The 22,247-nt window shown below is 64.3% G+C and carries 19 protein-coding genes; 2 read left to right on the forward strand and 17 right to left on the reverse strand.

Annotated features, from left to right (window positions below; all coding sequences use genetic code 11):
* Positions 1 to 14 precede the first annotated feature (14 nt).
* The 16 genes from ACEQZ0_RS04095 to ACEQZ0_RS04170 form a co-directional block, all read right to left on the reverse strand.
* Complete coding sequence (locus ACEQZ0_RS04095) at positions 15 to 833, reverse strand: hypothetical protein (protein WP_370188654.1); 819 nt, start codon at positions 831 to 833, stop codon at positions 15 to 17.
* A gap of 92 nt (positions 834 to 925) precedes the next feature.
* Positions 926 to 1,399, reverse strand: coding sequence for a DUF4402 domain-containing protein (locus tag ACEQZ0_RS04100; RefSeq protein WP_370188656.1), 474 nt, complete (start codon positions 1,397 to 1,399; stop codon positions 926 to 928).
* Positions 1,400 to 1,496: 97 nt separating this feature from the next.
* Positions 1,497 to 1,982, reverse strand: a complete 486-nt coding sequence (locus tag ACEQZ0_RS04105; protein ID WP_370188657.1) for a DUF4402 domain-containing protein — start codon at positions 1,980 to 1,982, stop codon at positions 1,497 to 1,499.
* Between the two features lie 147 nt (positions 1,983 to 2,129).
* On the reverse strand, positions 2,130 to 2,603 hold the full coding sequence (locus tag ACEQZ0_RS04110) for a DUF4402 domain-containing protein (protein WP_370188659.1): 474 nt from the start codon (positions 2,601 to 2,603) through the stop codon (positions 2,130 to 2,132).
* Positions 2,604 to 2,692: 89 nt separating this feature from the next.
* Positions 2,693 to 3,337, reverse strand: a complete 645-nt coding sequence (locus ACEQZ0_RS04115; protein ID WP_370188661.1) for a response regulator transcription factor — start codon at positions 3,335 to 3,337, stop codon at positions 2,693 to 2,695.
* A 120-nt stretch (positions 3,338 to 3,457) separates the two neighbouring features.
* On the reverse strand, positions 3,458 to 6,973 hold the full coding sequence (locus tag ACEQZ0_RS04120) for a PAS domain S-box protein (RefSeq protein ID WP_370188662.1): 3,516 nt from the start codon (positions 6,971 to 6,973) through the stop codon (positions 3,458 to 3,460).
* A 192-nt stretch (positions 6,974 to 7,165) separates the two neighbouring features.
* On the reverse strand, positions 7,166 to 8,479 hold the full coding sequence (gene hemN, locus ACEQZ0_RS04125) for an oxygen-independent coproporphyrinogen III oxidase (RefSeq protein WP_370189929.1): 1,314 nt from the start codon (positions 8,477 to 8,479) through the stop codon (positions 7,166 to 7,168).
* A 237-nt stretch (positions 8,480 to 8,716) separates the two neighbouring features.
* Complete coding sequence (gene ccoS, locus ACEQZ0_RS04130; protein ID WP_370188664.1) at positions 8,717 to 8,869, reverse strand: cbb3-type cytochrome oxidase assembly protein CcoS; 153 nt, start codon at positions 8,867 to 8,869, stop codon at positions 8,717 to 8,719.
* Positions 8,866 to 10,989, reverse strand: a complete 2,124-nt coding sequence (locus tag ACEQZ0_RS04135; protein ID WP_370188666.1) for a heavy metal translocating P-type ATPase — start codon at positions 10,987 to 10,989, stop codon at positions 8,866 to 8,868. The genes ccoS and ACEQZ0_RS04135 overlap by 4 nt, the downstream gene beginning before the upstream one ends.
* Entirely contained in the window at positions 10,986 to 11,435 is a 450-nt protein-coding gene (locus tag ACEQZ0_RS04140) for a FixH family protein (protein ID WP_370188668.1), read from the reverse strand. The genes ACEQZ0_RS04135 and ACEQZ0_RS04140 overlap by 4 nt, the downstream gene beginning before the upstream one ends.
* Positions 11,432 to 12,997 carry a cytochrome c oxidase accessory protein CcoG gene (gene ccoG / locus ACEQZ0_RS04145; RefSeq protein WP_370188670.1) on the reverse strand — a complete coding sequence of 522 codons (1,566 nt, stop codon included), beginning with the start codon at positions 12,995 to 12,997 and terminating at the stop codon, positions 11,432 to 11,434. The genes ACEQZ0_RS04140 and ccoG overlap by 4 nt, the downstream gene beginning before the upstream one ends.
* Complete coding sequence (gene ccoP / locus ACEQZ0_RS04150; RefSeq protein ID WP_370189931.1) at positions 12,984 to 13,907, reverse strand: cytochrome-c oxidase, cbb3-type subunit III; 924 nt, start codon at positions 13,905 to 13,907, stop codon at positions 12,984 to 12,986. The genes ccoG and ccoP overlap by 14 nt, the downstream gene beginning before the upstream one ends.
* Complete coding sequence (locus tag ACEQZ0_RS04155; RefSeq protein WP_370188672.1) at positions 13,897 to 14,061, reverse strand: cbb3-type cytochrome c oxidase subunit 3; 165 nt, start codon at positions 14,059 to 14,061, stop codon at positions 13,897 to 13,899. The genes ccoP and ACEQZ0_RS04155 overlap by 11 nt, the downstream gene beginning before the upstream one ends.
* A complete protein-coding gene (gene ccoO, locus ACEQZ0_RS04160) occupies positions 14,058 to 14,819 on the reverse strand; it encodes a cytochrome-c oxidase, cbb3-type subunit II (RefSeq protein ID WP_370188674.1) in 762 nt (253 codons plus the stop codon). The genes ACEQZ0_RS04155 and ccoO overlap by 4 nt, the downstream gene beginning before the upstream one ends.
* A gap of 10 nt (positions 14,820 to 14,829) precedes the next feature.
* Positions 14,830 to 16,506: a cytochrome-c oxidase, cbb3-type subunit I gene (ccoN, locus tag ACEQZ0_RS04165; protein ID WP_370188676.1), complete on the reverse strand. Its 1,677-nt coding sequence runs from the start codon at positions 16,504 to 16,506 to the stop codon at positions 14,830 to 14,832.
* A gap of 80 nt (positions 16,507 to 16,586) precedes the next feature.
* Complete coding sequence (locus ACEQZ0_RS04170) at positions 16,587 to 17,288, reverse strand: helix-turn-helix domain-containing protein (protein ID WP_370188678.1); 702 nt, start codon at positions 17,286 to 17,288, stop codon at positions 16,587 to 16,589.
* A gap of 143 nt (positions 17,289 to 17,431) precedes the next feature.
* Between ACEQZ0_RS04170 and ACEQZ0_RS04175 the strand changes: the two genes are divergently transcribed.
* Positions 17,432 to 18,109: an OmpW family protein gene (locus tag ACEQZ0_RS04175; RefSeq protein WP_370188680.1), complete on the forward strand. Its 678-nt coding sequence runs from the start codon at positions 17,432 to 17,434 to the stop codon at positions 18,107 to 18,109.
* Positions 18,110 to 18,171: 62 nt separating this feature from the next.
* On the opposite strand, the gene ACEQZ0_RS04180 is transcribed toward ACEQZ0_RS04175, so the two are convergent.
* A complete protein-coding gene (locus ACEQZ0_RS04180) occupies positions 18,172 to 20,181 on the reverse strand; it encodes a TonB-dependent receptor (protein WP_370188682.1) in 2,010 nt (669 codons plus the stop codon).
* A 105-nt stretch (positions 20,182 to 20,286) separates the two neighbouring features.
* Here ACEQZ0_RS04180 and acs point away from each other — a divergent pair, with 105 nt between their 5' ends.
* The gene (gene acs / locus ACEQZ0_RS04185) at positions 20,287 to 22,236 is read left to right on the forward strand and encodes an acetate--CoA ligase (protein ID WP_370188684.1); all 1,950 of its coding nucleotides are present in this window, start codon (positions 20,287 to 20,289) and stop codon (positions 22,234 to 22,236) included.
* Positions 22,237 to 22,247 lie beyond the last annotated feature (11 nt).

Genomic DNA, 22,247 nt, shown 5'->3' on the forward strand with positions numbered 1-22,247 from the left:
GGCACCCTCGCCTGCTATCGGGCGACCGCGGCGACGACCGGTTGGCCGTTCCCAGCGGGATCGGTTTCGACGAACTCTACCGTCAATTCGCCCGCGGCGATACTGGCGGCATCAACCGGAATCGCCACCGTCCGCTTCGCGATTTCGGGATAGACCGCGATACCTCGGACCCTGGCAATCGGATCCTTGCGCCCTGCCCGCCTGATTGCGAGGTCGCCATAGACCGAGCGGTCCCCATCGCGGGCCAATTCGACATGGATGCCCGCCCGGCCGTCGCTGTTTTCGACCTTGGCCATCGTTATTCTCGCCTGGCCATGCACCGACCCCACGCGGACGATCACCGGGATGGCGACGCCATAGATCGGCGTGAGCCTGATCGACATGCCATCGCTGCCGGTATTCCCGGGTGCAGCGGTCGGGTCGGCGGCATCGGGTACCGAGCGAAACAGCAGATGCGCGCGATATTCGCCTGCGGGTAATGTATCCGGGGCCCGCACGCCGATGCGCACTGTGCGCGATTCCTGCGACGCCAGCGTGACCCGGCGGGGCGCATAGGTCAGGATATCGATCGCTGCGGCCTCTTCAGGCTTCGCCTCCGCCTCGTCGACGGCGACGACCCGTCCCTCGGAGTCCATGCGCCGCAGGACGAGCGAGATGCGGTAAGTGGCGGACGCATCGCCCTTGTTGCTGATGACGACTTCGCCGCCGCTGTTTTCTGCCAGCACGAGCCGCGTCGGCGCGACCAGCAGGTCGCTTTGCGCCTGCGCCGGCGAAGCGGACATGGCGGAACAGCACGCGGCCATTGCCGCGATCACGATCGATCGGAACTTCATTGACACACCTCTTTGTATTGCGGCGTGTTTCCAGCTCGCCGCGTTGGGGCAAATTGGCGAATTAAGGTTGAAAAATGCCTAATGCGTGCACGTTACTGGTATTCGACGATGATGTCGTACGTGCCGCTGTAGCTGCCTGCGGGCTGATGCGGTTCGATTGCGAGCGTACCCGTAACGCCGAATGCATTCTTGCGCCGCCCTGGGCGCAGGATGAGATAGGGATCGCTAGGCCTAAACCGCGCATGCAGCGTTGCGCTGCCGTTCGAGAGAAGCGCGTCGCCGATCAAGATAGTGACAAGCTCGTCTTTCACACCGGTGACATAGATCAGGCCCTCCCGTTGCCCGCCGAGGCAGGTGAGCGTCGGCGAACACAACTGCGCGCCGCCCGGAGTTATCGAGATCGCGCCCGCCTCACCCGACGGCACGACGATCCCGAAATCGACCTGCGCCCCCTCTTCGACGATCGGCGCCGTCGTGCTTTGCTGGGCAGCGAGCGGCGCCCAACCCGTCGGCAGGGCGGCGATGGCCAGCCCGAGGACGGCGATCGGTATGGGGCGGCGGATCACGGGGGGTATCATCGCGTCGATATGGTTAATCCATCGCTAAAGGGGGCGCCGCGCACTGCACGACACCCCCTTGGCGATACAAACCGAGCGCCCAGGTCTACTGATAGTCGACCGATACACTGTACTGGCCCGTGTAATCCCCAGCAGCCTGGTTGGCACCGACGCTGAGCGAGCCGGCGATGTTGAAGCTGCCCGATCCACCGGCGAGCGTCAGCGTCGAGGTCGACGTGGAAAGGGCCACATCCATGCTATTGCCATGTCCGTCCGACAAGCTGATGTTCGGATTGTCGATTGCCACCGTCACGGTTTCGCCATCGGTACCGGTGACATTGAAGCCGCCGGCGGTGGCCGTGTCGTAACACGAGAGGCCGGTGCCGCAGGTACGGCTGCCGTTTTCGGCGATATCGACAGTCGCGGCGCTGGCCGAGGCGAGAACCTTGCCGAAGTAGAGATCCGAGCTTTTGGTTACGGTGATGGCGGTCAGGATCTTGACCGAAGCATCGCCCGTGGCCGATTGCGCGAATGCCGGGCTTGCCGACGCGAAAGCGACGCCGGCGATGCCGAGCGCCTTGAGTACAGTCATGTTCATTGTCACACCCTCTGTTGGTCTATGGGTCGGCAATTTCCAGCTACCGACGAGGCCAAGTTGGGCGAATGCCGTTTATTTACGGATGACGAGCATGGTTAAGCCCGTCCTAACGGCAAGACGGTTGGCTCTTTGCGAGTTATCCTATTGATATGAAACGATAATATCGAATTCTCCAGCGTAGTTTCCGCTGGGTTGTCCTGGCAGGATCTCCGCCGTTGCGCCGATCGGGACGAGTGTTCCTTCTTCCGTGATCGCCAATTCGGTTGTCTCAAGTCGCAAACGCGCAGCGATGTGCGTGTCGTTAGGACCCACCAGGCGATCATCGAACCGCACGGACAGCGTCACCCACTCTTCCGCACCGGTGAGGCGGACCATGGCCGGTGATACGGCGCCACTGCACGCGAGTGCCGCCGAACAGTTCCGCGTCCCGTCTGGAGTGATCTCGACCGTGCCACCTTGATCGGCGATGACCACGCGACCGAAATCGAGGTTGCGTTCGCTGGTGACCGTAACCGGTCGCAAGATCTCTACCGAAGCGTCTCCGGCAGAAGGAGGAAGTGCTTGGGCGCCGCTGGAAGGCACCCAAGCACAGAGCATCAGGATCGGTCGAATCATGGGGTGTGACATGAAATCAAGCCGAGCCATACGAGCCTTGGTAGCCCCTATGACGTAACCATACGTAATGCGATATGCCTACCGAAAGGTTAAACTGCGCCTCTCGCGGAGACATCCGAACGCTTGCGCCGTTCCGCGGCGAATCCGCAACCATGGGCTAGGCTGACGACCTCGGCGAAGCTAGACATGCCCAGCTTCAGCATGATCCGTGCCCGGTGTGCCTCGACGGTCCGCACGCTGATGCCGAACTTTTCTCCTGCTTCGCGATTGCTGCTGTCGCCTGCGATCTCGGCAAGGATCTCTCGTTCGCGGTGCGAAAGCGCCTCGAACCGCGCAAGGTCCTCCTCCCGCCTGAGCGCTTCATGATACCGCTGTTCGAATTCCCGCGACGCCTTCCCGATCGTGTCTTCCAGTTTCTGCGCCGAACAGGGTTTCTCGAGAAAGTCGAAGGCGCCCCGTTTGACCGCCTCGACCGCCAGCGCAATGTCGGCACTGCCCGACATCATGATGGGAAGGAAGCGCGCCTGGTCGAGCAAGACAAGGAGTTCGTCGCCCGACATCCCCGGCATCTTGACGTCGATCAGCGCAATACCGGGTGCCTTGTCCGGGCTATCGTGGAAAGCGTTGCCCGATTCCCATTCGACCGCCACGAAGCCGGGCAAGGCCTGGATCATTTCCGCGACGATTGCGCGCCACAGGGCGTCATCGTCGATGATGTGGATTGGCCGGTTCATCGATCCTCTCTCGTCGGTATTATGCGATCTCATTATTGATTTCACCATGCAATTGTCTTGGGACGGGGCACAAGCTTGGCGCTGCAATCGGCCCACAGCTTTCCCCACCGCCAAACCGGTTCAAACCTCGTCGGCGAGACGCGCGCAGCTTGCCGAAATCAGCTCGAGCCGCTCGCGATCGTTCTCCGCCTTGATGAGCCGGCGCTCGAGTTCGCGCGCGTATTCGCCAAGTTCGCCCTGCCCGAAGACGGCGGCCGTGCCTGCGAGCTGGTGCAGTGCCCGAACCATCTCGGGCGACTGTTCAGCGATGTTGTCGGCGTTGATCGACCTTGCAAGATCGCGCAGCTCAGCCTTGCGTTCCGCGAATTGCCTGCGAAGCGGATGGTCTTGCGCGAAGCTCGCCCCGGCATCGGTCTCCTGCTCTGTACCGCGCATCTCGCCGCCTCGCGCAAAACGGTCGAGCACTCGCGAAAGGGCGCTCAGCGTGATCGGCTTGGCGACATGGCCCTGCATGCCCGCCGCATGGCACGCCTCGACATCATCGTCATAGGCATTTGCCGTCAGCGCTACGATCGGAACCCGATCGGCATCGAAACCCCGTCCGCGCAAGACGCGCGTAGCTTCCAACCCGTCGAGGCCCGGCATCTGCAGATCCATGAGGACCAGATCGAACGGTTCGCCGGTGGCGCATGCCTGCTCGACCGCCGTGATCGCTGCTGCCCCGTCCCCGACGATCAGCGAGTTGCCGCCGACCTTGTCGATCATCGTGCGGATGAGGTGCTGGTTGATTTCATTGTCTTCGGCAACGAGCACGCGCAGCCCGTCCATGGAGCGGCGATCGCCCTTCGCAGACTGCTCCGGAGCCTCACTCGCGGCGTCCTCGCCGGGCAACACGATCGGCAGGGTCACGGTGAAGACGGACCCTTCGCCAACCGTGCTGGCAACCTCGATCCGCCCCCCCATCAGCTCGACCAATTGCCGCGTGATCGCGAGGCCGAGCCCGCTGCCGCCGTAACGCCGGGCGACCGTGGCGTCGGCCTGGGTGAAGGACTCGAATATCCGCTCCAGGTTCTCAGACGCGATGCCGATCCCGGTGTCGGCGACCGACAGCTCAACCTCGCGCGCCTCGCCGATGACTCTCGCCGCGACGGTGACCTTGCCATTCTCGGTAAACTTTATCGCATTGCCGATGAGGTTCTGCATCACCTGACGCAGCCGCAGCCGGTCTCCTAGGATAACCGCGGGTAGCGCCGGATCGACCACCGTTTCGAGCACTACGTTTTTCTGGCGTGCCAGTGGCTGCATCAGGCGACTGGCCGCACCGATCTTTTCGCGCAGGTCGAGCGGCTCGGAGGAAACCGTCATGTGTCCGGCTTCCATCTTCGACCCGTCGAGAATGTCGTTGAGCAGTTGCATCATGGTCAGCCCGGACTCGGCGATCATCTTCACATAGTGGCGCTGGTCAGCATCGAGTTCGCTCTGCTCGAGCAGATCGGTGAAGCCGATAACGCCGTTCATCGGCGTGCGGATTTCGTGACTCATGTTGGCGAGGAAGGCCGATTTCGCCTGGGCTGCCGCCTCGGCCTGGCGCTGGGCCGAGCGCAGTTCGCCTTCGAGCCGCTTGGTATGCGAAATGTCGCGGACCGAAGCGAGGATATAATCCTTTGCCGGGTCGTCCTGGTGCGAAATCGCCGCGCAACTGGCCTCGAACCAGCGCCCCTCTCCGCGCCCCTGCGGCGCAGGCGTGCGAAAGGCGACCAGTGCACGCTCCTGTCGTCCGGCCACCAGCCGGTCGAACATGCCGAAGACACGGGGCTGATCTTCCGGATCGATCATGTCGCCCAGATGGCTCCCGACGACCTGCTCGATCGGCTGCCCGAAGACCTGCCTGGTCGAGGGAGAGGCATAGAGGCAAGTGCCGTCGGCCCCGAGGCGAATGATGGCGTCGGTTACATTGTCCGCCAGTTCGACAAGTTGCCGGTCGCGTTCGGCGAGTTCCTGGCTCATCTTGCGCTGTGCGGTAATATCTACGCCAGCACCCGCGAAACCCTTTATCTGGCCCTTTTCATCGAATTCGGCCGCATTGTAGGTTTCCATCCAAAGATCGGACCCGTCGGTGGCCCGGAAATGAATTTGGCGGCATCGAATCATCCCGGGCTTGAAATTCCGGAACGGCGGATCTTCGACGAAGCTTTCGAGGTCTGCGACAGAATCCAGCCAGCCGCGTCCGAGCATCTGCTCGACGGTGCGCCCGACCTTTTCCGCCCACCACGGATTGATATAGGTCAGCTCACCATCGGCACTGGCGAGGAATATGCCCACCGGAGCGGTTTCGCCGATCATGCGGAAACGGGACTCGCTCGCTGCGAGCGCTTGCTCCTGCGCCTTTTGCTCGGTCACGTCGCGGATGTTGCCGATCGTCCCGGCAAACCGGCCCTCGGCATCGGCCAAGCGCCTTATGCCCACCTCGATCGTGCGCAATTCGCCCGTCTTGCGCACAAACCTCTGAACCAGGTCCACTTCCTGGATCTCGCCAGAGACGATCTTCGGGTAGACATTGCGAGTTTCGGCGTAGTCCTCGGGGTGCAGCAAACGTGTCGTCGGCCAGCCGAGACTTTCATCGACGCGATAGCCGGTCAGCTCCTCCCACGCCGGATTGAGCGAGGTCCATCGACCTTGCGCATCGGCCCGGAAGATGATCTCGCGAATGTTATCGAGGATTTCCCTTGTCTCGTCGCGGCTCTCCTTCAGCGCCTCGCGATCCTTGACTCGTTCGGCCAGCATTGCCGCAACGGGGAGCCCGATCATGAAGTTCGAGGCCAAAAACACCTGGAACGCGATCAGCATCTCTTCGGTACCGCCCCCGACCAGAGTGATCGGCCCGTGATCGAGAGCGGTTGCGACAGTCGCCACAGTCGTCACGATCAACACCGCCGCGGCCGTACCGGTAACACCAGTGCGAAAGGCGGCGTAAATGATCAGCGGCGCGACAAGGAAAAGAAACGGGAAGCGCGACTGGATGAAAACGAGGCCGGTTCCCGCGGCAACCAATCCAACCATACCGACCCATTCGACCAATCTCCGGCGCGTGGGCACCCGGTACGCGCGGATAGCGTCGGTCGCGATGAGCACGATCGGCAGTACGATCAGCAATGAAAGGCCATCGGCAAGAACCCATCTTTGCCAGCTCGCCAGATGGAAGACCTCGCCTTCGGGAGAAAGCGCCAGGGTAGCGATCGTGCCGGACAGCGAAGAGGCGGCAATGGCCGCGACGAACAGCCAACCGAGGCTGGTGATCTCGGCCATGTCGGGGCGGGGGCCGCAGGCGCGGCGCATCAGTGAGACGAAGGCCAGGATCTCGACCGCATTGGCGAAACTCAGGGTCAGGGCCGTCGGCCAAGGATCGCCAATGATGCGGTTGACCGCGATATTTCCGAGCGCGCACACCGCCAAGGTGAGAACTATCCATCGACCATCGTTGCGTAGAAGCCACGCTGCAACGATTGCATTGGGCAGCCAAAGCAAGGCGATCCGGCTGTTCTCGCGCGTCAGTACGATGCCTGCATAAGCCGTCGCGGCAAACAGCGCGGCCACGATCAGGATCGGCGCCAGATCGCGCCGCACAAAGCCGCTCATACCTCTCCCCCTGCCTGTCCGTCCCGCCAGGCAGTCGCATGATCATGGTTAACGAAACCTAAACCTGCGCTCGCCCGCTGCCGGATCGGCGGCATGCGTAAATGCAAACCGAAAGCGGGCGTGACATGCTGCAGCTCATGTCGCAAGCCGGAGGCATCATTCGTCGGGACAACGCTGGCCGGGGCAAGCGAGCTAGACGGCCGAGCTGAAACCTCGCGCGGACGCAGGGCGGTAGCCGTCGAACAGCGCCGCGATCGAGCGCGCGTAGGGTAACCCCTCGGGGAGGATGGTCAGCCACTCGCGATCGATCGAGGCGAGCCCGCGTGCGATGAAGGGGTCGAGCTGCAAACGAACCCCGCGCATCAGCCCGGCACCAAGGCGGGCGCGTCCATGACACAGCAGCCGTTCGATAACCGCCCCGCGATAACGATCCTCGGCGCTGCGGGTTACACCGCGGTTGGCGGTGAGCCGGCCTTGCGAACTCATCATGCGATAGCGCCCGCTGTTCTTCTCGTTCTGCGCCAGCAGATGCGGAAAATTGCTGATGGAAGAGGCCCCCAGGCCGATGAGGACTTCGTTACCGTCGTCCGTGAAGCCCTGGAAATTGCGCTTCAGCGTCCCTTCCAACGCCGCCTTTGCCAGTGGGTCCCCTCCCGGTTTGGCGAAATGGTCGAAGCCGATCGGCAGGTAGCCATGCGTGGCGAAATACGCGTAGCCCATCTCGGCCATGGCAAAGCGCTGCGCCTGACCCGGAAGGGCCGAGGAGTCGATGGCGCGCTGGCGCGGAACCATATGCGGGACATGGGCATAGCCAAACAAGGCGACCCTGTCCGCATCGAGCACACGGGTGCGTTGCAGCGTATCCTCCAGATCGTGCATGGTCTGCCCCGGCAGCCCATACATCAGGTCGAAGTTGAGCGAAGTCACTCCCGCTTCGCGCAGGCCGTCCACCGCGCGGACGATGCACTCTTCGGGCTGAACCCGGCCGATCGCGCGTTGGCAATGAGACGCGAAGGTCTGGACCCCGAGGCTCGCGCGCGCGAAGCCCAGTTCGCCGACGAGCGCGATCCATTCTTTGGTCAGCGTGCGCGGATCAAGCTCGATCGAGAGAGTCGGGTCATCGAGCGGGAATGTCCGCTCGATCGCTCCGAAAAGCCTACGAAAATCGTCGGGGCTTACGGCGTTGGGGCTACCGCCGCCGAAGGCAATGGAGGTTACGCGGACGCCGGCGGGCAATTCGCACGCGACGCTCTCGATCTCGCCTTGCAGCGATGCAAGATAGGATTTGAGCCGCTGCCGACGATTGCCGCGCCCGGTATTGCAGCCGCAATAGAAACAAATCTGCTCGCAGAAAGGGATATGGACGTAAAGCGACACCTTTCCCTGCGTCCGCTGCAATGCGCTGCGGTAGAGATCGACATCGATCGGTGCGAATTCGGCCGCGGTGGGATAGCTCGTGTAACGGGGAACGGGTGTTGCGAGCAGCTCGGGGTGATAGGTCCACATGCGCCCCTGTTCGGGCATGCAGCACCGATGGTCATTGACGCAGATCAATTCTTTTGCGGCACGATCCCGCATGGCACCCCTTCGTCGTGCACGGCAAGGCCGGCTCGCCATCGCGCTTGATCGGAATGTCGACCGTGCCCCCGCCGCAGAATTTCGCGGAGATGCTCATCGCGGTCGCCGGCAAGGGTCCGATCGCCAGCGGCAGCAGAGCCATCAGCCCGAGTGTTGGAGAGGGAATCACTCCATATCCTCCTCGTCCTCGATGAGGATGCGCTGCGCAGCGCCATCGAGGTCCTCGAACTGGCCCTTGCGCATCGCCCAGAAGAAGCCCCCGAGGCCGAGCAGCCCCATGCCCAGCGCAATCGGGATGAGGAATGCGAGACCGCTCATCGTGCTGCCCTCGCCAGTCGCAGCGAATTGGCCACGACCACCAGCGAGCTGAGCGACATCGCCACCGCCGCGATCAGCGGGGTAACCAACCCCGCCAGCGCGAGCGGGACGGCGAGAACGTTGTAGAGCACGGCGAAAGCGAAGTTCTGTCGTACGATCACCATCGTCCTGCGAGCAACGCGCACCGCAAGCGCCACGGGCATCAGCGAGCCTCCCAGGAAGACCGCATCGGCCGCCTGCTGGCTGGCGTCGCTGGCGGTTCCCGGAGCGATCGACGCATGCGCCGCAGCGAGCGCGGGCCCATCGTTGATCCCGTCGCCGACCATCAGCGGGCGATGTCCCGCGACCATGTGGTCTTCTAGCAGTTTCAGCTTGGCGTCGGGCAGAAGTTCGGCCTGCCATCCGATGCCGAGCTTGTGAGCCACCTCGGCGACCGGAGCGGCGCGATCGCCCGACACGATGCTCGCCTCGATCCCCTCGGCTTCGAGAGCGCGGAGTGCCTCGCCCGCGTCTGCCCGGATCGGGTCGGAGAAGGCGATCGCCACCGCGTCAGCGCCGATTTGCAGGCTCGTCGAGAGCGCGGCTCCGGCCGTTTCGGGCCTTTGCAGTGCGACCGGCACATCGCCGAACCAGCCAGTAACTCCCTGCCCCGGTTGCTCCTCCACCTTCTCGATCGCTGCGGCCGCTATGCCCTGCTGTACCAGCGCTTGGGTGATTCCCCTGCTCAGCGGATGGCGACTGGTCTGTGCAAGTGCCAGTGCAATCGAGGCTTGCAGTTCCGTAAGGTGGTCCAGTTGCGGTACCGGCTCGCCGAGCGTCAGTGTGCCGGTCTTGTCGATCAGCGCGACATCGACTTCGGCGAGCCGCTCGAGCGCGCTGCCATCCTTGACCAGCAGGCCGTGCCGGGCGAGCGCGCCCGAAGCCACGACCTGCGCCGCCGGCACGGCGAGGCCCATCGCGCAGGGGCAGGTGATGATCAGCACGGCGATGGCTATCACCAGCGCCTGGTACCAGCCCGCCCCCGCGACCATCCAGCCCACGAAGGCCAACAATGCGAGCGAATGCACCGCCGGCGCGTAAAGGCGCGAGGCGCGGTCGGCGATCCGCACATAGGTGCTGCGCGACTGCCCTGCTTCGTCCATCAGCCGGGCGATTTCGGCCAGCGCCGTGTCCGAAGCCGTCGCGGTCACGCGAATGCGCACCGCATTGCCGAGATTGATCGCCCCGGCATAGACCGTATCGCCCTGCCCGGCGAATTGCGGCGTGCTCTCGCCGGTCAGCATGGCATTGTCGAGCGCGGTCGATCCGTGTTCGATAATCCCGTCGGCCGCCAGCGCCTCGCCTGCCGCGACCAGCATCAGCATGCCCGGCTCGAGCTCTTCGGCGGTCACCGTACGGCTTGTACCGGACGCGTCGAGCACGGTTGCGCTCTTGCCCATGCGCGAGAGGAGAGCCCCGATGCCGGCCCGCGTCTTGTTGCGCATGGTCGCATCGAGCGCGCGCCCCGCAAGGAGGAAGAACAGCAGCATGACCGCTCCGTCGAAATAGGCATGCGCGCCGCCGGTCGCCGTCTCGTAAAGGCTCAGTGCGGTAGCCAGCAGCACTCCGATCGAAATCGGTACGTCCATATTGGCCCGCCGATAGCGCAGCGCCATCGTCGCGCTGGCGAAAAAGGGACGCCCGGCATAGGCGATCACGGGGATGGCGATCAGGGCGGAGAGCCAATGGAACAACTCGCGCGTCACCCCGGCGGCTCCCGACCATACACTGACCGACAGCAGCATGATGTTCATCATGCCGAAGCCCGCCACCGCCAGCGCGCGGAGCAGCGCCCTCGCCTCGCGATCGTCCTGTGCCAGCGGGTTGTCGGCCACCGCCTGCGCCTCGAAGCCGATCCGCGCTAGCGCGTCGACGATGTCCCGCGTGTTCAGCGAGGCGGCATGGCGGACTGCAACCCGCTTGGCCGAGAAGTTGACCCGCGCCGCCTCTACGCCGTCGAGTTCGCAGAGGCCCCGCTCGATCTTGGCGATACAGCCTGCGCAGCGCATGCCGGGCACGGTGAAGCGACTGTCCTCGAGCCGCGCGCCGTTGAGATTGGCGAGAGGAACCGGGGCGTTCATGGCACCTCGGTTTCACTCACCCAGCGACCGTTTCCGGCGTCGATGGCGATCCGGGCGATCCACCGGCCAGCAGGCAGCGCCCGGGTCGAGACATAGTCGCCCGGACCGACCTGTTCGAAATGCAAGGCGGAGGCCTGGGCCCTGCCCAGCGGCCGCCGGAGTTCGGCGGACAACAGCGCCCCATCGGGCACATCGGCGGTGGTCACGCGCAGGCGTCCCCCCTCGCCGCGCGCGAGCGTTGCGCGGTAGCCGAGCCGATCGGACGCGCGGGCCTGGTCGAGCCAGCCGTTGAACTTCTGGCTGGCGACGTAGGAGTTCTCGACCACCACCCCGCCGAAGCCGCCGATGGCAAGCGAAGCCATGTAGAAATTGACCGCGATGACGATGCCGAACCCGGCGACCAGTACGAGCGCCATGTGCTTTCCGGTAAATTCACGCTGCATCATTGCTCCTCCGGGGCGTCGAAACGGGTGGTGACTTCGTCGCTCTCGTTCTGTTCGTCGAGCGAAGTGAGGCGGAAGGTGAACGCCTGCGCTTTCGTACCGGCAGGAAGCGCGACATAGGCCCGCACCTGGCGCACCAGATCGGCCGGCACCGTCACCGTCTGGCTCGCCGCCGCATCATTCTTGCCGATGGCGTCGGTCCACATCACCGCGCCCGGCAGCCCTTCGAGGGCGATCTCCATCCGCCGCGGGCGGCTTTCCATATTGCGCAGCTTGAGGGTGTAGGAATTGCGCACCGACCCGTCCGACAGAAGCATGTAGTGTGGATTGCGATCGGGCGCGACGGTGAGCTCGGTATGGCTGCGCACGCCGAGCGCGAAAAGCAGCGCGCCGCCGATGCCGCCCCAGATGAGGAAATAGGCCACGGTTCGCGGGCGCAGCAGCGTGCGCCAGGGCGATCGGGGCGCTTCGCCCGCCGCCTCGCGTTCGCAATCCTCGAGCGTGGCATAGTCGATCAACCCGCGCGGACGACCGATATCCTTCATCACCCGGTCGCAAGCATCGATGCACAGCGCGCAAGTGATGCAGCCGATCTGCGGGCCCTCGCGAATGTCGATTCCCGTCGGACAGACCTGAACACATTGGGTACAATCGATGCAATCGCCGAACTGGCCGGGATTGCGCCGGGCCTTCTTCACGCTGCCGCGCGGTTCGCCGCGCCAGTCCTTGTAAGTGACGATCAGCGATTTTTCGTCGAGCATCGCAGTCTGGATGCGCGGCCAGGGGCACATGTAGATGCACACCTGCTCGCGCATGAAGCCGCCCAGCGTGACCGTGGTCAGAGTCAGCACCGCGACGGTGATATAAGCGATCGGCGCCGCCTCGCCGGAGAAGAAATCACGCAGCAGCGTCGGCGCGTCGGCGAAATAGAGTATCCAGGCGCCGCCGGTGACGAGGCCGATGAGCAGATAGATCGTCCACTTGAAGGCGCGCCGGAAGATTTTGCCCCAGGTCCAGGGGGCATTGTCGAGCCGCCTGCGCGCATTGCGGTCGCCGTCGACGAAGCGATCGACATGCTGGAACAGGTCGGTCCACACCGTCTGCGGGCAGGCATAGCCGCACCAGGCGCGACCGACCGCACTGGTGACGAGGAACAGGCCGATCCCCGCCATGATCAGAAGGCCGGCGACGAAATAGAATTCGTGCGGCCAGATCTCGATGCCGAACATGTAGAAGCGCCGGTGCGCGAGATCGACCAGCACCGCCTGGTCGGGGGCATAGGGGCCGCGGTCCCAGCGGATCCACGGCGTGACGTAGTAGATCGCCAAAGTGACGACCATCACGAACCACTTGAAGCGCCGGAATGGCCCGTCGATACGCTTGTTGTGTACGAATTCGCGCTTTTCGTAGAGCCGCTCGGGCAGATGCTCGCGCGGGGGCTCGTGCGGTTCGTGTCGGCGGGTCGCCGCCTCGGGATCGGCGACCGCGCTCGACACGGGTTCGTTGGTCTTGGTCGCACCGTCTTCGACGACGGCCGACCAGTCACGGGTTTCAGGGTTGCTCATCGACCTCGACCTCGGGGCTCTCCGCGATCTCCACGAAGTCTTCGCCTCCCCCGAGCGAATGGACATAGGCTGCCAGCATCTTGATCGTCACCGGATCGAGGCGTCCCTCCCATTTGGGCATCATCCCCATGCGCGGGTTGAGGATCTGGTGCTTGATCGCATCGCGACTGCTGCCGCGCAGCCAGATGGCATCGTCGAGTGCCGGCGCCCCCAACTGGCGATTACCCCCGCCCTGCGCACCATGGCAGGCGGCGCAATTGTCGGCGAACAGCTGCGCACCTGTGGCATTGCCGGCCGCCTTGCCGCTGAGCGACAGGGTATGATCGACTAGCCCATCGAGCTGCGCGGCATCGAAGGCGCCTTGGAAAGCGGGCATCACGCTGGTGCGCGTGGCGTCGTCGCCCGCCTGGCGGATGCCATGGGTCAGCGTATAGTGGATCGCCTTGAGATCGCCGCCCCACAACCAGTCGTCGTCATTGAGGTTGGGATAGCCGAGCTCCTGGCTGCCAGCCGCGCCCGAGCCATGGCACTGAACGCAATTGACGCGGAAGGCGGCCGCGCCACCGGCAACGGCCTGCTGCATCAGCGCACTGTCCTCGCCCAGCCGCTCGATCGGGATGCGCGCCAATTGCTCGCGCACACCGGCGTGCGCCTCTTCGGCCCCCTTCATTTCCTTCGCCAGCTGCCCGCGGCTGGTCCAGCCGAGCATGCCCGCGGTCGCGCGGTCGAACATCGGCCAGGCGGGATATGCGATCACATAGCCCACCGCGAAAACGATGGTCAGATAGAAGGTATAGAGCCACCAGCGCGGCAGCGGGGTGTTGAGCTCCTCGATACCGTCCCATTCATGGCCGACGGTTTCGGTACCGGTCGGCTGGTCTATCCGTTTCCCGGGGTGCTCATTCGCCATCATCTTGCCCTTCGAAAATGAGTGTTGCCGCCTCGTGATTGCGTTTTCCCGCGCCGGGCCGGAAGGGCCAGGCGCACAGTCCGACGAACAGCAGCAACATGAACACCAGGGCATGGCTGTCGGCGAAGTGGCGGAGCGTGTCGTAGAGGCTCATCGGCCCTTCTCCTGTGCGAGTTCCTCCATCGGTGCGGCGCTGTCGAAATCGACCAGCGTGCCGAGCATCTGGAGATAGGCGATCAGCGCATCCATTTCGGTCAACCGCTCGGGATCGCCGTCGAAATCGCGGATCTGAGCATTGGGGTAGCGGGCTGCGAGATCGCCCGCATCGGCGTCGGGATCGGCCTGCGCGAGCATGTCGGCATAGGCCTTGTCGAGATCCTCGTCGCTGTAGGGCACGCCGACCCGCCGCAGCGCGGTGAGCGTCGCCTTGGGGTCGCCGATATGCAGCTCGGTATCCTTGAGGAAGCCGTATTGCGGCATCACGCTTTCGGGCACCACGCTCTGCGGATCGGTCAGGTGCTGGACGTGCCATTCGTCCGAATAGCGCCCACCCACGCGCGCCAGATCGGGCCCGGTGCGCTTCGAACCCCACTGGAAGGGGTGGTCGTACATGCTCTCCGCCGCGAGGCTGTAATGGCCGTAGCGTTCGACCTCGTCGCGGAAGGGCCGGATCATCTGGCTGTGGCAGACATAGCAGCCTTCACGGATATAGATGTCGCGCCCCGCCTGTTCGAGCGGCGTATAGGGACGCACCCCTTCGACCTTCTCGATGGTGTTTTCGAGGTAGAACAGCGGGGTGATCTGGACCAGCCCGCCGATCGCCACGGTGACGAAGGTCGCCACCGCCAGCAGCGTGATGTTCCGTTCCAGTTTCTTGTGGCCGGACAGGGGTTCCTTGGTGGTATCGCTCATGGCTTGCCTCTCATTCGGCCGGAACGGCGCTGGGCTGGGTGGCGACGATCGGGCGGTCGGCCTGCGGATCGTAGGCAGCATCGCGCAGCGGAGCTTCCTCACGCAGCTTGCCGGCCAGCGTCATCCAGATGTTGTAGGACATGACGATCGCGCCGGAGAGGTACATCAGCCCGCCGACCGCGCGCATGACGTACATCGGGAACATCGCGGCGACGCTGTCTGCGAAGGACCAGACAAGGTACCCGTCGGGCCCGTATTCGCGCCACATCAGCCCTTGCTGGATGCCCGCGACCCACATGCTGGCGGCGTAGAAGACGATGCCTAGCGTCGCGAGCCAGAAGTGCCAGTTGATCATCCGCAGCGAATACATCCGCTCGCGCTTCCACAGGCGGGGCACGAGGAAATAGACGCAGGCGAAGGTGATCAGCCCGTTCCATCCCAGCGCGCCGGAATGGACGTGGCCGATGGTCCAGTCGGTATAGTGCGACAGGCTGTTGACGCTCTTGATCGACAGCATCGGCCCCTCGAAGGTGCTCATGCCGTAGAAGGCCAGCGCCATCACCATCATACGGATGATCGGATCGGTGCGGACCTTGTCCCAGGCACCGTTCAGGGTCATCAGCCCGTTGATCATGCCGCCCCAGCTGGGCATCCACAGCATGATCGAGAACACCATGCCCAGCGTCTGCGCCCAATCGGGCAACGCCGTGTAATGCAGGTGGTGCGGACCCGCCCAGATATAGAGGAAGATCAGCGACCAGAAGTGGATGATCGACAGGCGGTAGGAATAGACCGGCCGCTCGGCCTGCTTGGGGACGAAGTAATACATCATCGCCAGGAAGCCTGCGGTCAGGAAGAAGCCGACCGCATTGTGGCCATACCACCACTGCGTCAGCGCATCCTGCACGCCGGCGAAGACCGAATAGCTCTTCGCGCCGAGCAGGCTCACCGGCATCGCCAGGTTGTTGACGATGTGCAGCATCGCGATGGTCACGATGAAGGCGAGGTAGAACCAGTTGGCGACGTAGATGTGCGGTTCGTTGCGCCTGGCCAGCGTCCCGACGAAGACGATGAAATAGGCGACCCAGACGATCGTCAGCCACAGATCGACATACCATTCGGGTTCGGCATATTCCTTCGACTGGGTGACGCCGAGGAGGTAGCCGGTTGCCGCCAGCACGATGAACAGCTGGTATCCCCAGAACACGAAGCGCGCGAGGCCGGGGAAGGCCAGCTGCGTGCGGCAGGTGCGCTGGACGACGTAGAAACTGGTCGCGAGCAGGGCATTGCCGCCGAAGGCGAAGATCACCGCACTGGTGTGCAGCGGGCGCAACCGGCCGAAATTCAGATAGGGTTCGAAATTGAGCTGCGGGAAAGCGAGCTGCGCCGCGATGAAGACCCCTGCAAGCAGGCCCGCAAGGCCCCAGAACATGGTTGCGATTACGCCCCAGCGAATGACGTCGTCGTCGTAGCGCGAGGGGCCTTCGGGCATCCTGAAGAAGCCCTGCGCCTTACCCAGCGGATCGAACCGCGAGGCGCTAATCCAGATCATCGCGAATGCAATGAGGGCAACGATCGTGGCATGCGCGGCAAATCCGCCGTCGGCGGCCGCCACCGCCGCAGCGATGGCAGCCAGCATGATCAGGAACCACAGGCCGATGCGGCCCAGAGCAGCTTCCGCTTGCATGAAAAATCTCCGTCCGTTTCCCGCGGGTTAGGCGGGCCCGCCAGGGCTCGCATTGATCCAGATCAATTCTTGGAAAAGAGTCAGGCAGCGCCCCTCAGAAACCCCGCCCGTCGTTTGAGATCGGTGCGATCGCGCAGCACGATGCCTGCGCGCCCGACCGTCTCGATCACGGCATCGTCCTTGAGCCTGCTCAATTGCCGACTGACAGTCTCGATCGTCAGGCCGAGGCTTTCCGATATGTCCCGGCGCGACATGGGAAGCTCGAGCGAAATCCTTCCGTCCTGCTCGACACCGATCCGGTCGGCCATGCCGAGAAGGAAGACCGCGATGCGCTCTCCGGCGGTCTTGCGCCCTAGCGCAATGGCCTTTTCGCGGCAGCGCTGGAGCGAGAGCCGCGTGCTGTCGAGCAATTGCCGCACGATTTCAGTCTCCCCTGCCGCAAGCCGGAGAAACTCGGACGAGGCGAAAGCGAGGAGTTCACAATCGCGCAGGGCACAGACCGAATAGGAATAATTGTCGGGCTCGGGCACGGTGTAGAGTTCACCGGCGAAGTGGAACGCCACGACCTGGTCGCGTGCTTCGGAGGCATGCGCCACCAGCTTCGTTGCGCCGCGAGCGACGAAGACGATGTGCTCGCCGCCGCCCGCGAATTCGAGCGAGTCCTCCTTGCCGAGCGGGCAGAACCGCGCCAGTGCCTTGAAACCGCACCGCACTTCCCGGCCCAGATGCGGCGGCAGCACTCGCTCGGCAAAGGGATCGAAGGCGTGGGAGAACATGTCCATGCGCTCTCCTTTCGGCCTTTGCTCCAGCGGACTCCTTGATCCAGATCAATGCGGCGCGAAATCGACGGCACTAGCCGGTCTTTCGACGCTGCAAGAACCCTGGGTCGCATCGGGCGACCACTGCGGCGCGAAGGAAGAAGGAAATGAACAAGGTGCTCGCGGCTGCATTGGCCGGAAGCGCAATGCTCGCCCTCCCCGCTCAGGCGATGGCGCAGGACAATGACGGCAGTGTGCAGGTCAAGCTGCTCGGAACCTATGTCGTACCCGACGGCAAGATCACCGATCTGAAAACCGATATCGTCGGGCTTCCCGCGGGAAAGCAGACCGAAGCCAACGACAACTTCGTGCCGACACTGGCCATCGAGTATTTCGTCAGCCCCAATTTCTCGATCGAGACGATTTGCTGTGTGACGCAGCATGATGTCGATGCCGTGGCGGGGCTGCCGGCTGGCGCCGAGCTGGTTTCGGATGCCAAGGTCATTCCGGCCACCTTCACTGCGAAATACCACTTCGATCTGGGCGGTGTGAAACCCTATCTCGGCGCAGGTGCGACCTATTTCTGGTGGATCGACGTCGAACCGGGGGCTGCCACCATCCCGCTCGGCGTGACGCGGACGACGCTTTCCGACGAGTTCGGACTGGTGCTCCAGGGCGGCGCAGATATCGCCATCGGCGACAGCGGCCTGGGCTTCACGGTGGATGCGAAACGCTATTTCGTCGATACGACCGCGCGCTGGTATGCCGGCGATACGCTGGCCATCGAAACCAAGCACAAGCTCGATCCCTGGGTGCTCAGCGCCGGCGTCTCCTACCGCTTCTGATCGGGCTGTGGGGGCCCGATGCGCTCCCCGGCCCGATCGCCGGGGAGCGCAGCCATCGGCAACTAGAGCCCGACTTTCAATCCGGCCCACAGCGTGCGCGGAACACCAAGGTCGATCGAGCCGCCCTGGTTACGCGTGACGACATCCTCGTCGGTCAGGTTTTCGCCGCGCAACACCAGTGCGAGCTTCCTCCCCAGGGGAACTTGCGCATAGGCATCGAAGGTGGTCGCCGCGGGCAGGACATCGGTTTCGAGATCGTCCTCGAACTGCGCCCCGACATGCCGCAAGGTCGCCGAGACCAGCCAGTTTTCGGCCGGGCGATAGGATAGCGTCGCCCCGCCCGTGAAGCGGGGCGTTTGCGCGGGACGATTTCCGTCAAGCGCCGCGGCGAGTCCCGATCCCCGCGCCTCGGCATCGGTCCAGGCGACCGAGGCGTTCAGCCCGAGTCTGCCGAATTCGGCCTGCAGCCCTGCCTCGACCCCGCGGGCATGGATCGCATCGATATTCTGCCGTTGGCGCAAATTGGTGGCGATGGTGACATTGGCAATCGCACCCTTCACGCGGTTGTCGAAACCGGTGAGCGAGAACGTGACCTGCCCGGTGGGCGTCAGCTCGATCCCCGCCTCGACCCCCTCGAGCCGTTCATTGCGCAACGACGCATTGGCCTGCGTCACCACGGGAAAGACGACGAAGGGGCGGTACAGCTCGTTGAGCGTGGGCAGGCGCAGGCCCGTATAGGCGGCGGCACGCAGGGCGAGCACATCGCTGGCGCGATAGAGCAGCCCGCCGCGGAAAGAGGCCTCCCACCCGGCCCTGTCAGGGTATATCTCCGTCGCGACCGGCAAGCCGCCGGCATCGCGCTCGGCGTAGAAGCCGTCGCGAACCGTCCAGCGGTCGAGCCGGGCCCCGGCGGTCAGCGTGACCGCGCCGAGGCTCCAGTCGTCCTCGACGAAGAAGCCGAGATCGGTATTGGTCCCGCCCGCATGGCGGCGCGCCGTAACCTGGCCCGAGAAGGCGCTGATCGCCGTCTCGAACAACTCGCCGCCCGCACGCCGGTAATCGATCCCCAGTCGCAGCACGTGGTCCTCGCCGACGGGAGGGCGCAGTTCGAACTTGCCGCCAAGGCCCGTCGCGGGGGTGTTGCGCTGGTCGAGCACGGGCACGAAGCGAGACGACGATATCACGATATTGGTGAAATTGCGGGCCTGGACATAGGCCAGCGCATCGAACGCCCAGGCCCCGCGCCCGAGGAGGCGCAGGCTGGCATCCTGCCCCTCGATGCTGCTGTCAGCCGCCTTGAATCGCAGCGTTCGCTCGTCGCGATAGGCAAGCCCCCTCACCTGCAGCTCGATGTCCTGCGCCAGAGGAGCGACACCGCGCAGCTGTGCCGACCATCCATCGAAGGCGGCCCGCGCGCTCGACGCTACGCGGTCGGCTTCGGGCGTGGTGAAGAAACCCTTGCCGCGATCCCAGCGGCCCGAGGCGACGACGAAACCGCTGCCGAGGCGTGCGCCATAACTGCTCGAAGCCTCGGTCTCGCCGCGGTCATTGGCCAAAAGCTGGCCTTTGAAACCCGAAAGCGCGGCGATACCGGCACTCTCCATTTCGATCGTCCCGGCCAGCGCGCCCGCTCCGAAAGGCCCCGAGCCTCCACCGCGCGTCACACGGATTTGCGAGAGGCGTTCGGGTGCCAGCGCGCTGAATGGCACATAGCCAAAGAAGGGATCGCTCATCGGCACGCCGTCGAGCAGGACCAAGGCCCGGCTGGTGGCATTCCCGCCCAGCGCGCGCAGGGTCGCCCCTTGCGCCGAGGCATTGGCGCTGCGGCTGTCGGAACGGCGGAATTGCTGGAAACCCGCGACCGACGACAGCACGTCCTCGATCCGGCCCGAAGGGACGCTGAGCAATTGCTCGCGGTCGATGGTCTGGCCGTCGTAGGCGGGAAGCGCCGGGGTTTCGTCCAGCCCCTCCCCCGTCACCACGATCACCGGATCGTCATTCTGTGCAAGCGCGGGCTGGCTCATCGCCAAGAGGAATATGGCGGTCGGGGCAATCGTTCGGAAATCGGACATGGCGCATGCCTAACGGGTCGATTTGCAGATTGCGAGGCAAAGCTAGGCGTTTGCACCGCGGCCCCGAATGCCTAGAGATGATCTCCGGAAGAGGAGAAACACGGCATGACCGAGGCAACGGATCGTTCGGAGTGGGAACGGCGTCCCCAGGCGGCGATCGAGGGTACCCATTGCACGCTCGAGGACTATCAGGCGCTTTACGCCCGCAGCATCGAGGACAGCGACGCTTTCTGGGCCGGGCAGGCCGAGCGGCTCGACTGGTTCACCCCGCCGACGACCATTGCCGACTGGTCCTATGACCCCGTTTCGATCAAGTGGTTCGAGGATGGCGTCCTCAACATCTGCCACAATGCCGTCGACCGGCACGTCGCTGCGGGCCATGGCGACCGCCTCGCGTTGATCTTCGAGCCCGACGATCCGCAAGGCGAGGTCCGCCGGATCAGCTACGCCGAACTGCAGTCCGAAGTGATCCGCATGGCCAATACGCTGAAGGCAATGGGCGTCGCCAAGGGCGACCGCGTCACCATCTACATGCCGATGGTGCCCGAGGGTGCCTCCGCCATGCTAGCCTGCGCGCGGATCGGCGCGATCCATTCGGTGATCTTCGGAGGCTTCAGCCCCGAGGCCATCGCCGGCCGGGTCGAGGACTGCGCGAGCGACTGGATCGTCACTGCCGACGAAGGCCTGCGTGGCGGCAAGCGGATACCCTTGAAAGCCAATGTCGACGCAGCGCTGGAGAAAGTCTCCGCCAAAGCCGTGCTCGTCCTGCGCCACACCGGCGGCGAGGTGTCGATGACCGAGGGCCGCGACCACTGGTATCACGAGCTCTCGACCGGTGTTTCCGGCGAATGTCCTTGCGAACCGATGAACGCAGAGGATCCGCTGTTCATCCTCTACACTTCCGGATCGACCGGCAAGCCCAAGGGCGTACTCCACACCACCGGCGGCTATGCCGTGTGGACCGAAACCACCTTCCGCTACGTCTTCGACTATCGCGAGGGCGAGGTCTTCTGGTGCACTGCCGATATCGGCTGGGTCACCGGGCACAGCTATATCGTCTACGGCCCGCTGCAGAATGGTGCCACCGCGCTGATGTTCGAAGGCGTACCCAACTATCCCGACCATGACCGCTTCTGGGCGGTGTGCGAGAAGCACAAGGTCAACATCTTCTACACTGCCCCCACCGCCATCCGTGCACTGATGCGCGAGGGCGACAGCCATGTGACGAAGCACGATCTATCCACCCTGCGCCTGCTCGGCAGCGTGGGCGAGCCGATCAACCCCGAGGCCTGGCGCTGGTATCACGAGACCGTCGGCAAGGGTCGGCTGCCGGTGATCGACACCTGGTGGCAGACCGAGACCGGCGGGGTCATGATCACCACCCTGCCCGGCGCGCACGACATGAAGCCGGGCAGCGCAGGCCGCCCCTTCTTCGGTGTCTGCCCGCAACTGGTCGACAACGATGGCGAGGTCCTCGACGGCGCGACCGAGGGGAACCTGTGCATCACCCGTAGCTGGCCCGGCCAGGCGCGCACCGTCTATGGCGATCACGATCGCTTCGTGCAGACCTATTTCAGCACCTACAAGGGCAAGTATTTCACCGGCGACGGCTGCCGCCGCGACGTGGACGGATATTACTGGATCACGGGCCGCGTCGATGACGTCATCAATGTCTCGGGCCACCGCATGGGCACCGCCGAAGTCGAAAGCGCGCTGGTGCTGCACCCAAAGGTCAGCGAAGCGGCGGTGGTGGGCTTCCCGCACGATATCAAGGGCCAGGGCATCTACTGCTACGTGACGCTCAACGCCGGGGAGGAGGACAACGACGACCTCACCGCCGAATTGCGCGCGCATGTACGCAGCGAAATCGGCCCGATTGCGACCCCCGATCACCTCCACTTCACGCCGGCGCTGCCCAAGACCCGCAGCGGCAAGATCATGCGCCGTATCCTGCGCAAGATCGCCGAGAACGAATTCGGCTCGCTGGGCGACACCTCGACGCTGGCCGATCCCGGTGTCGTCGAGGCCCTGATCGAGGGTCGGCTGAACCGCTGAGCGCGCGCCAT

Origin of the sequence: Qipengyuania sp. (assembly GCF_964227205.1) — a bacterium.
Lineage (GTDB): Bacteria > Pseudomonadota > Alphaproteobacteria > Sphingomonadales > Sphingomonadaceae > Qipengyuania.

Excerpts from the sequence above, each read along its gene's own strand:
- ccoN (WP_370188676.1), bottom strand. The coding sequence starts at position 16,506 with ATGCAAGCGGAAGCTGCTCTGGGCCGCATCGGCCTGTGGTTCCTGATC.
- ACEQZ0_RS04180 (WP_370188682.1), bottom strand. The coding sequence starts at position 20,181 with ATGTCCGATTTCCGAACGATTGCCCCGACCGCCATATTCCTCTTGGCG.
- ACEQZ0_RS04095 (WP_370188654.1), bottom strand. The coding sequence starts at position 833 with ATGAAGTTCCGATCGATCGTGATCGCGGCAATGGCCGCGTGCTGTTCC.
- ACEQZ0_RS04140 (WP_370188668.1), bottom strand. The coding sequence starts at position 11,435 with ATGATGCAGCGTGAATTTACCGGAAAGCACATGGCGCTCGTACTGGTC.
- ccoP (WP_370189931.1), bottom strand. The coding sequence starts at position 13,907 with ATGGCGAATGAGCACCCCGGGAAACGGATAGACCAGCCGACCGGTACC.
- ccoS (WP_370188664.1), bottom strand. The coding sequence starts at position 8,869 with ATGAGCGGTCTCGCATTCCTCATCCCGATTGCGCTGGGCATGGGGCTG.
- acs (WP_370188684.1), top strand. The coding sequence starts at position 20,287 with ATGACCGAGGCAACGGATCGTTCGGAGTGGGAACGGCGTCCCCAGGCG.
- ACEQZ0_RS04170 (WP_370188678.1), bottom strand. The coding sequence starts at position 17,288 with ATGGACATGTTCTCCCACGCCTTCGATCCCTTTGCCGAGCGAGTGCTG.
- ACEQZ0_RS04115 (WP_370188661.1), bottom strand. The coding sequence starts at position 3,337 with ATGAACCGGCCAATCCACATCATCGACGATGACGCCCTGTGGCGCGCA.
- ACEQZ0_RS04175 (WP_370188680.1), top strand. The coding sequence starts at position 17,432 with ATGAACAAGGTGCTCGCGGCTGCATTGGCCGGAAGCGCAATGCTCGCC.
- hemN (WP_370189929.1), bottom strand. The coding sequence starts at position 8,479 with ATGTGGACCTATCACCCCGAGCTGCTCGCAACACCCGTTCCCCGTTAC.
- ACEQZ0_RS04110 (WP_370188659.1), bottom strand. The coding sequence starts at position 2,603 with ATGATTCGACCGATCCTGATGCTCTGTGCTTGGGTGCCTTCCAGCGGC.
- ccoO (WP_370188674.1), bottom strand. The coding sequence starts at position 14,819 with ATGAGCGATACCACCAAGGAACCCCTGTCCGGCCACAAGAAACTGGAA.
- ACEQZ0_RS04120 (WP_370188662.1), bottom strand. The coding sequence starts at position 6,973 with ATGAGCGGCTTTGTGCGGCGCGATCTGGCGCCGATCCTGATCGTGGCC.
- ACEQZ0_RS04155 (WP_370188672.1), bottom strand. The coding sequence starts at position 14,061 with ATGAGCCTCTACGACACGCTCCGCCACTTCGCCGACAGCCATGCCCTG.
- ACEQZ0_RS04105 (WP_370188657.1), bottom strand. The coding sequence starts at position 1,982 with ATGACTGTACTCAAGGCGCTCGGCATCGCCGGCGTCGCTTTCGCGTCG.
- ACEQZ0_RS04135 (WP_370188666.1), bottom strand. The coding sequence starts at position 10,989 with ATGAACGCCCCGGTTCCTCTCGCCAATCTCAACGGCGCGCGGCTCGAG.
- ccoG (WP_370188670.1), bottom strand. The coding sequence starts at position 12,997 with ATGAGCAACCCTGAAACCCGTGACTGGTCGGCCGTCGTCGAAGACGGT.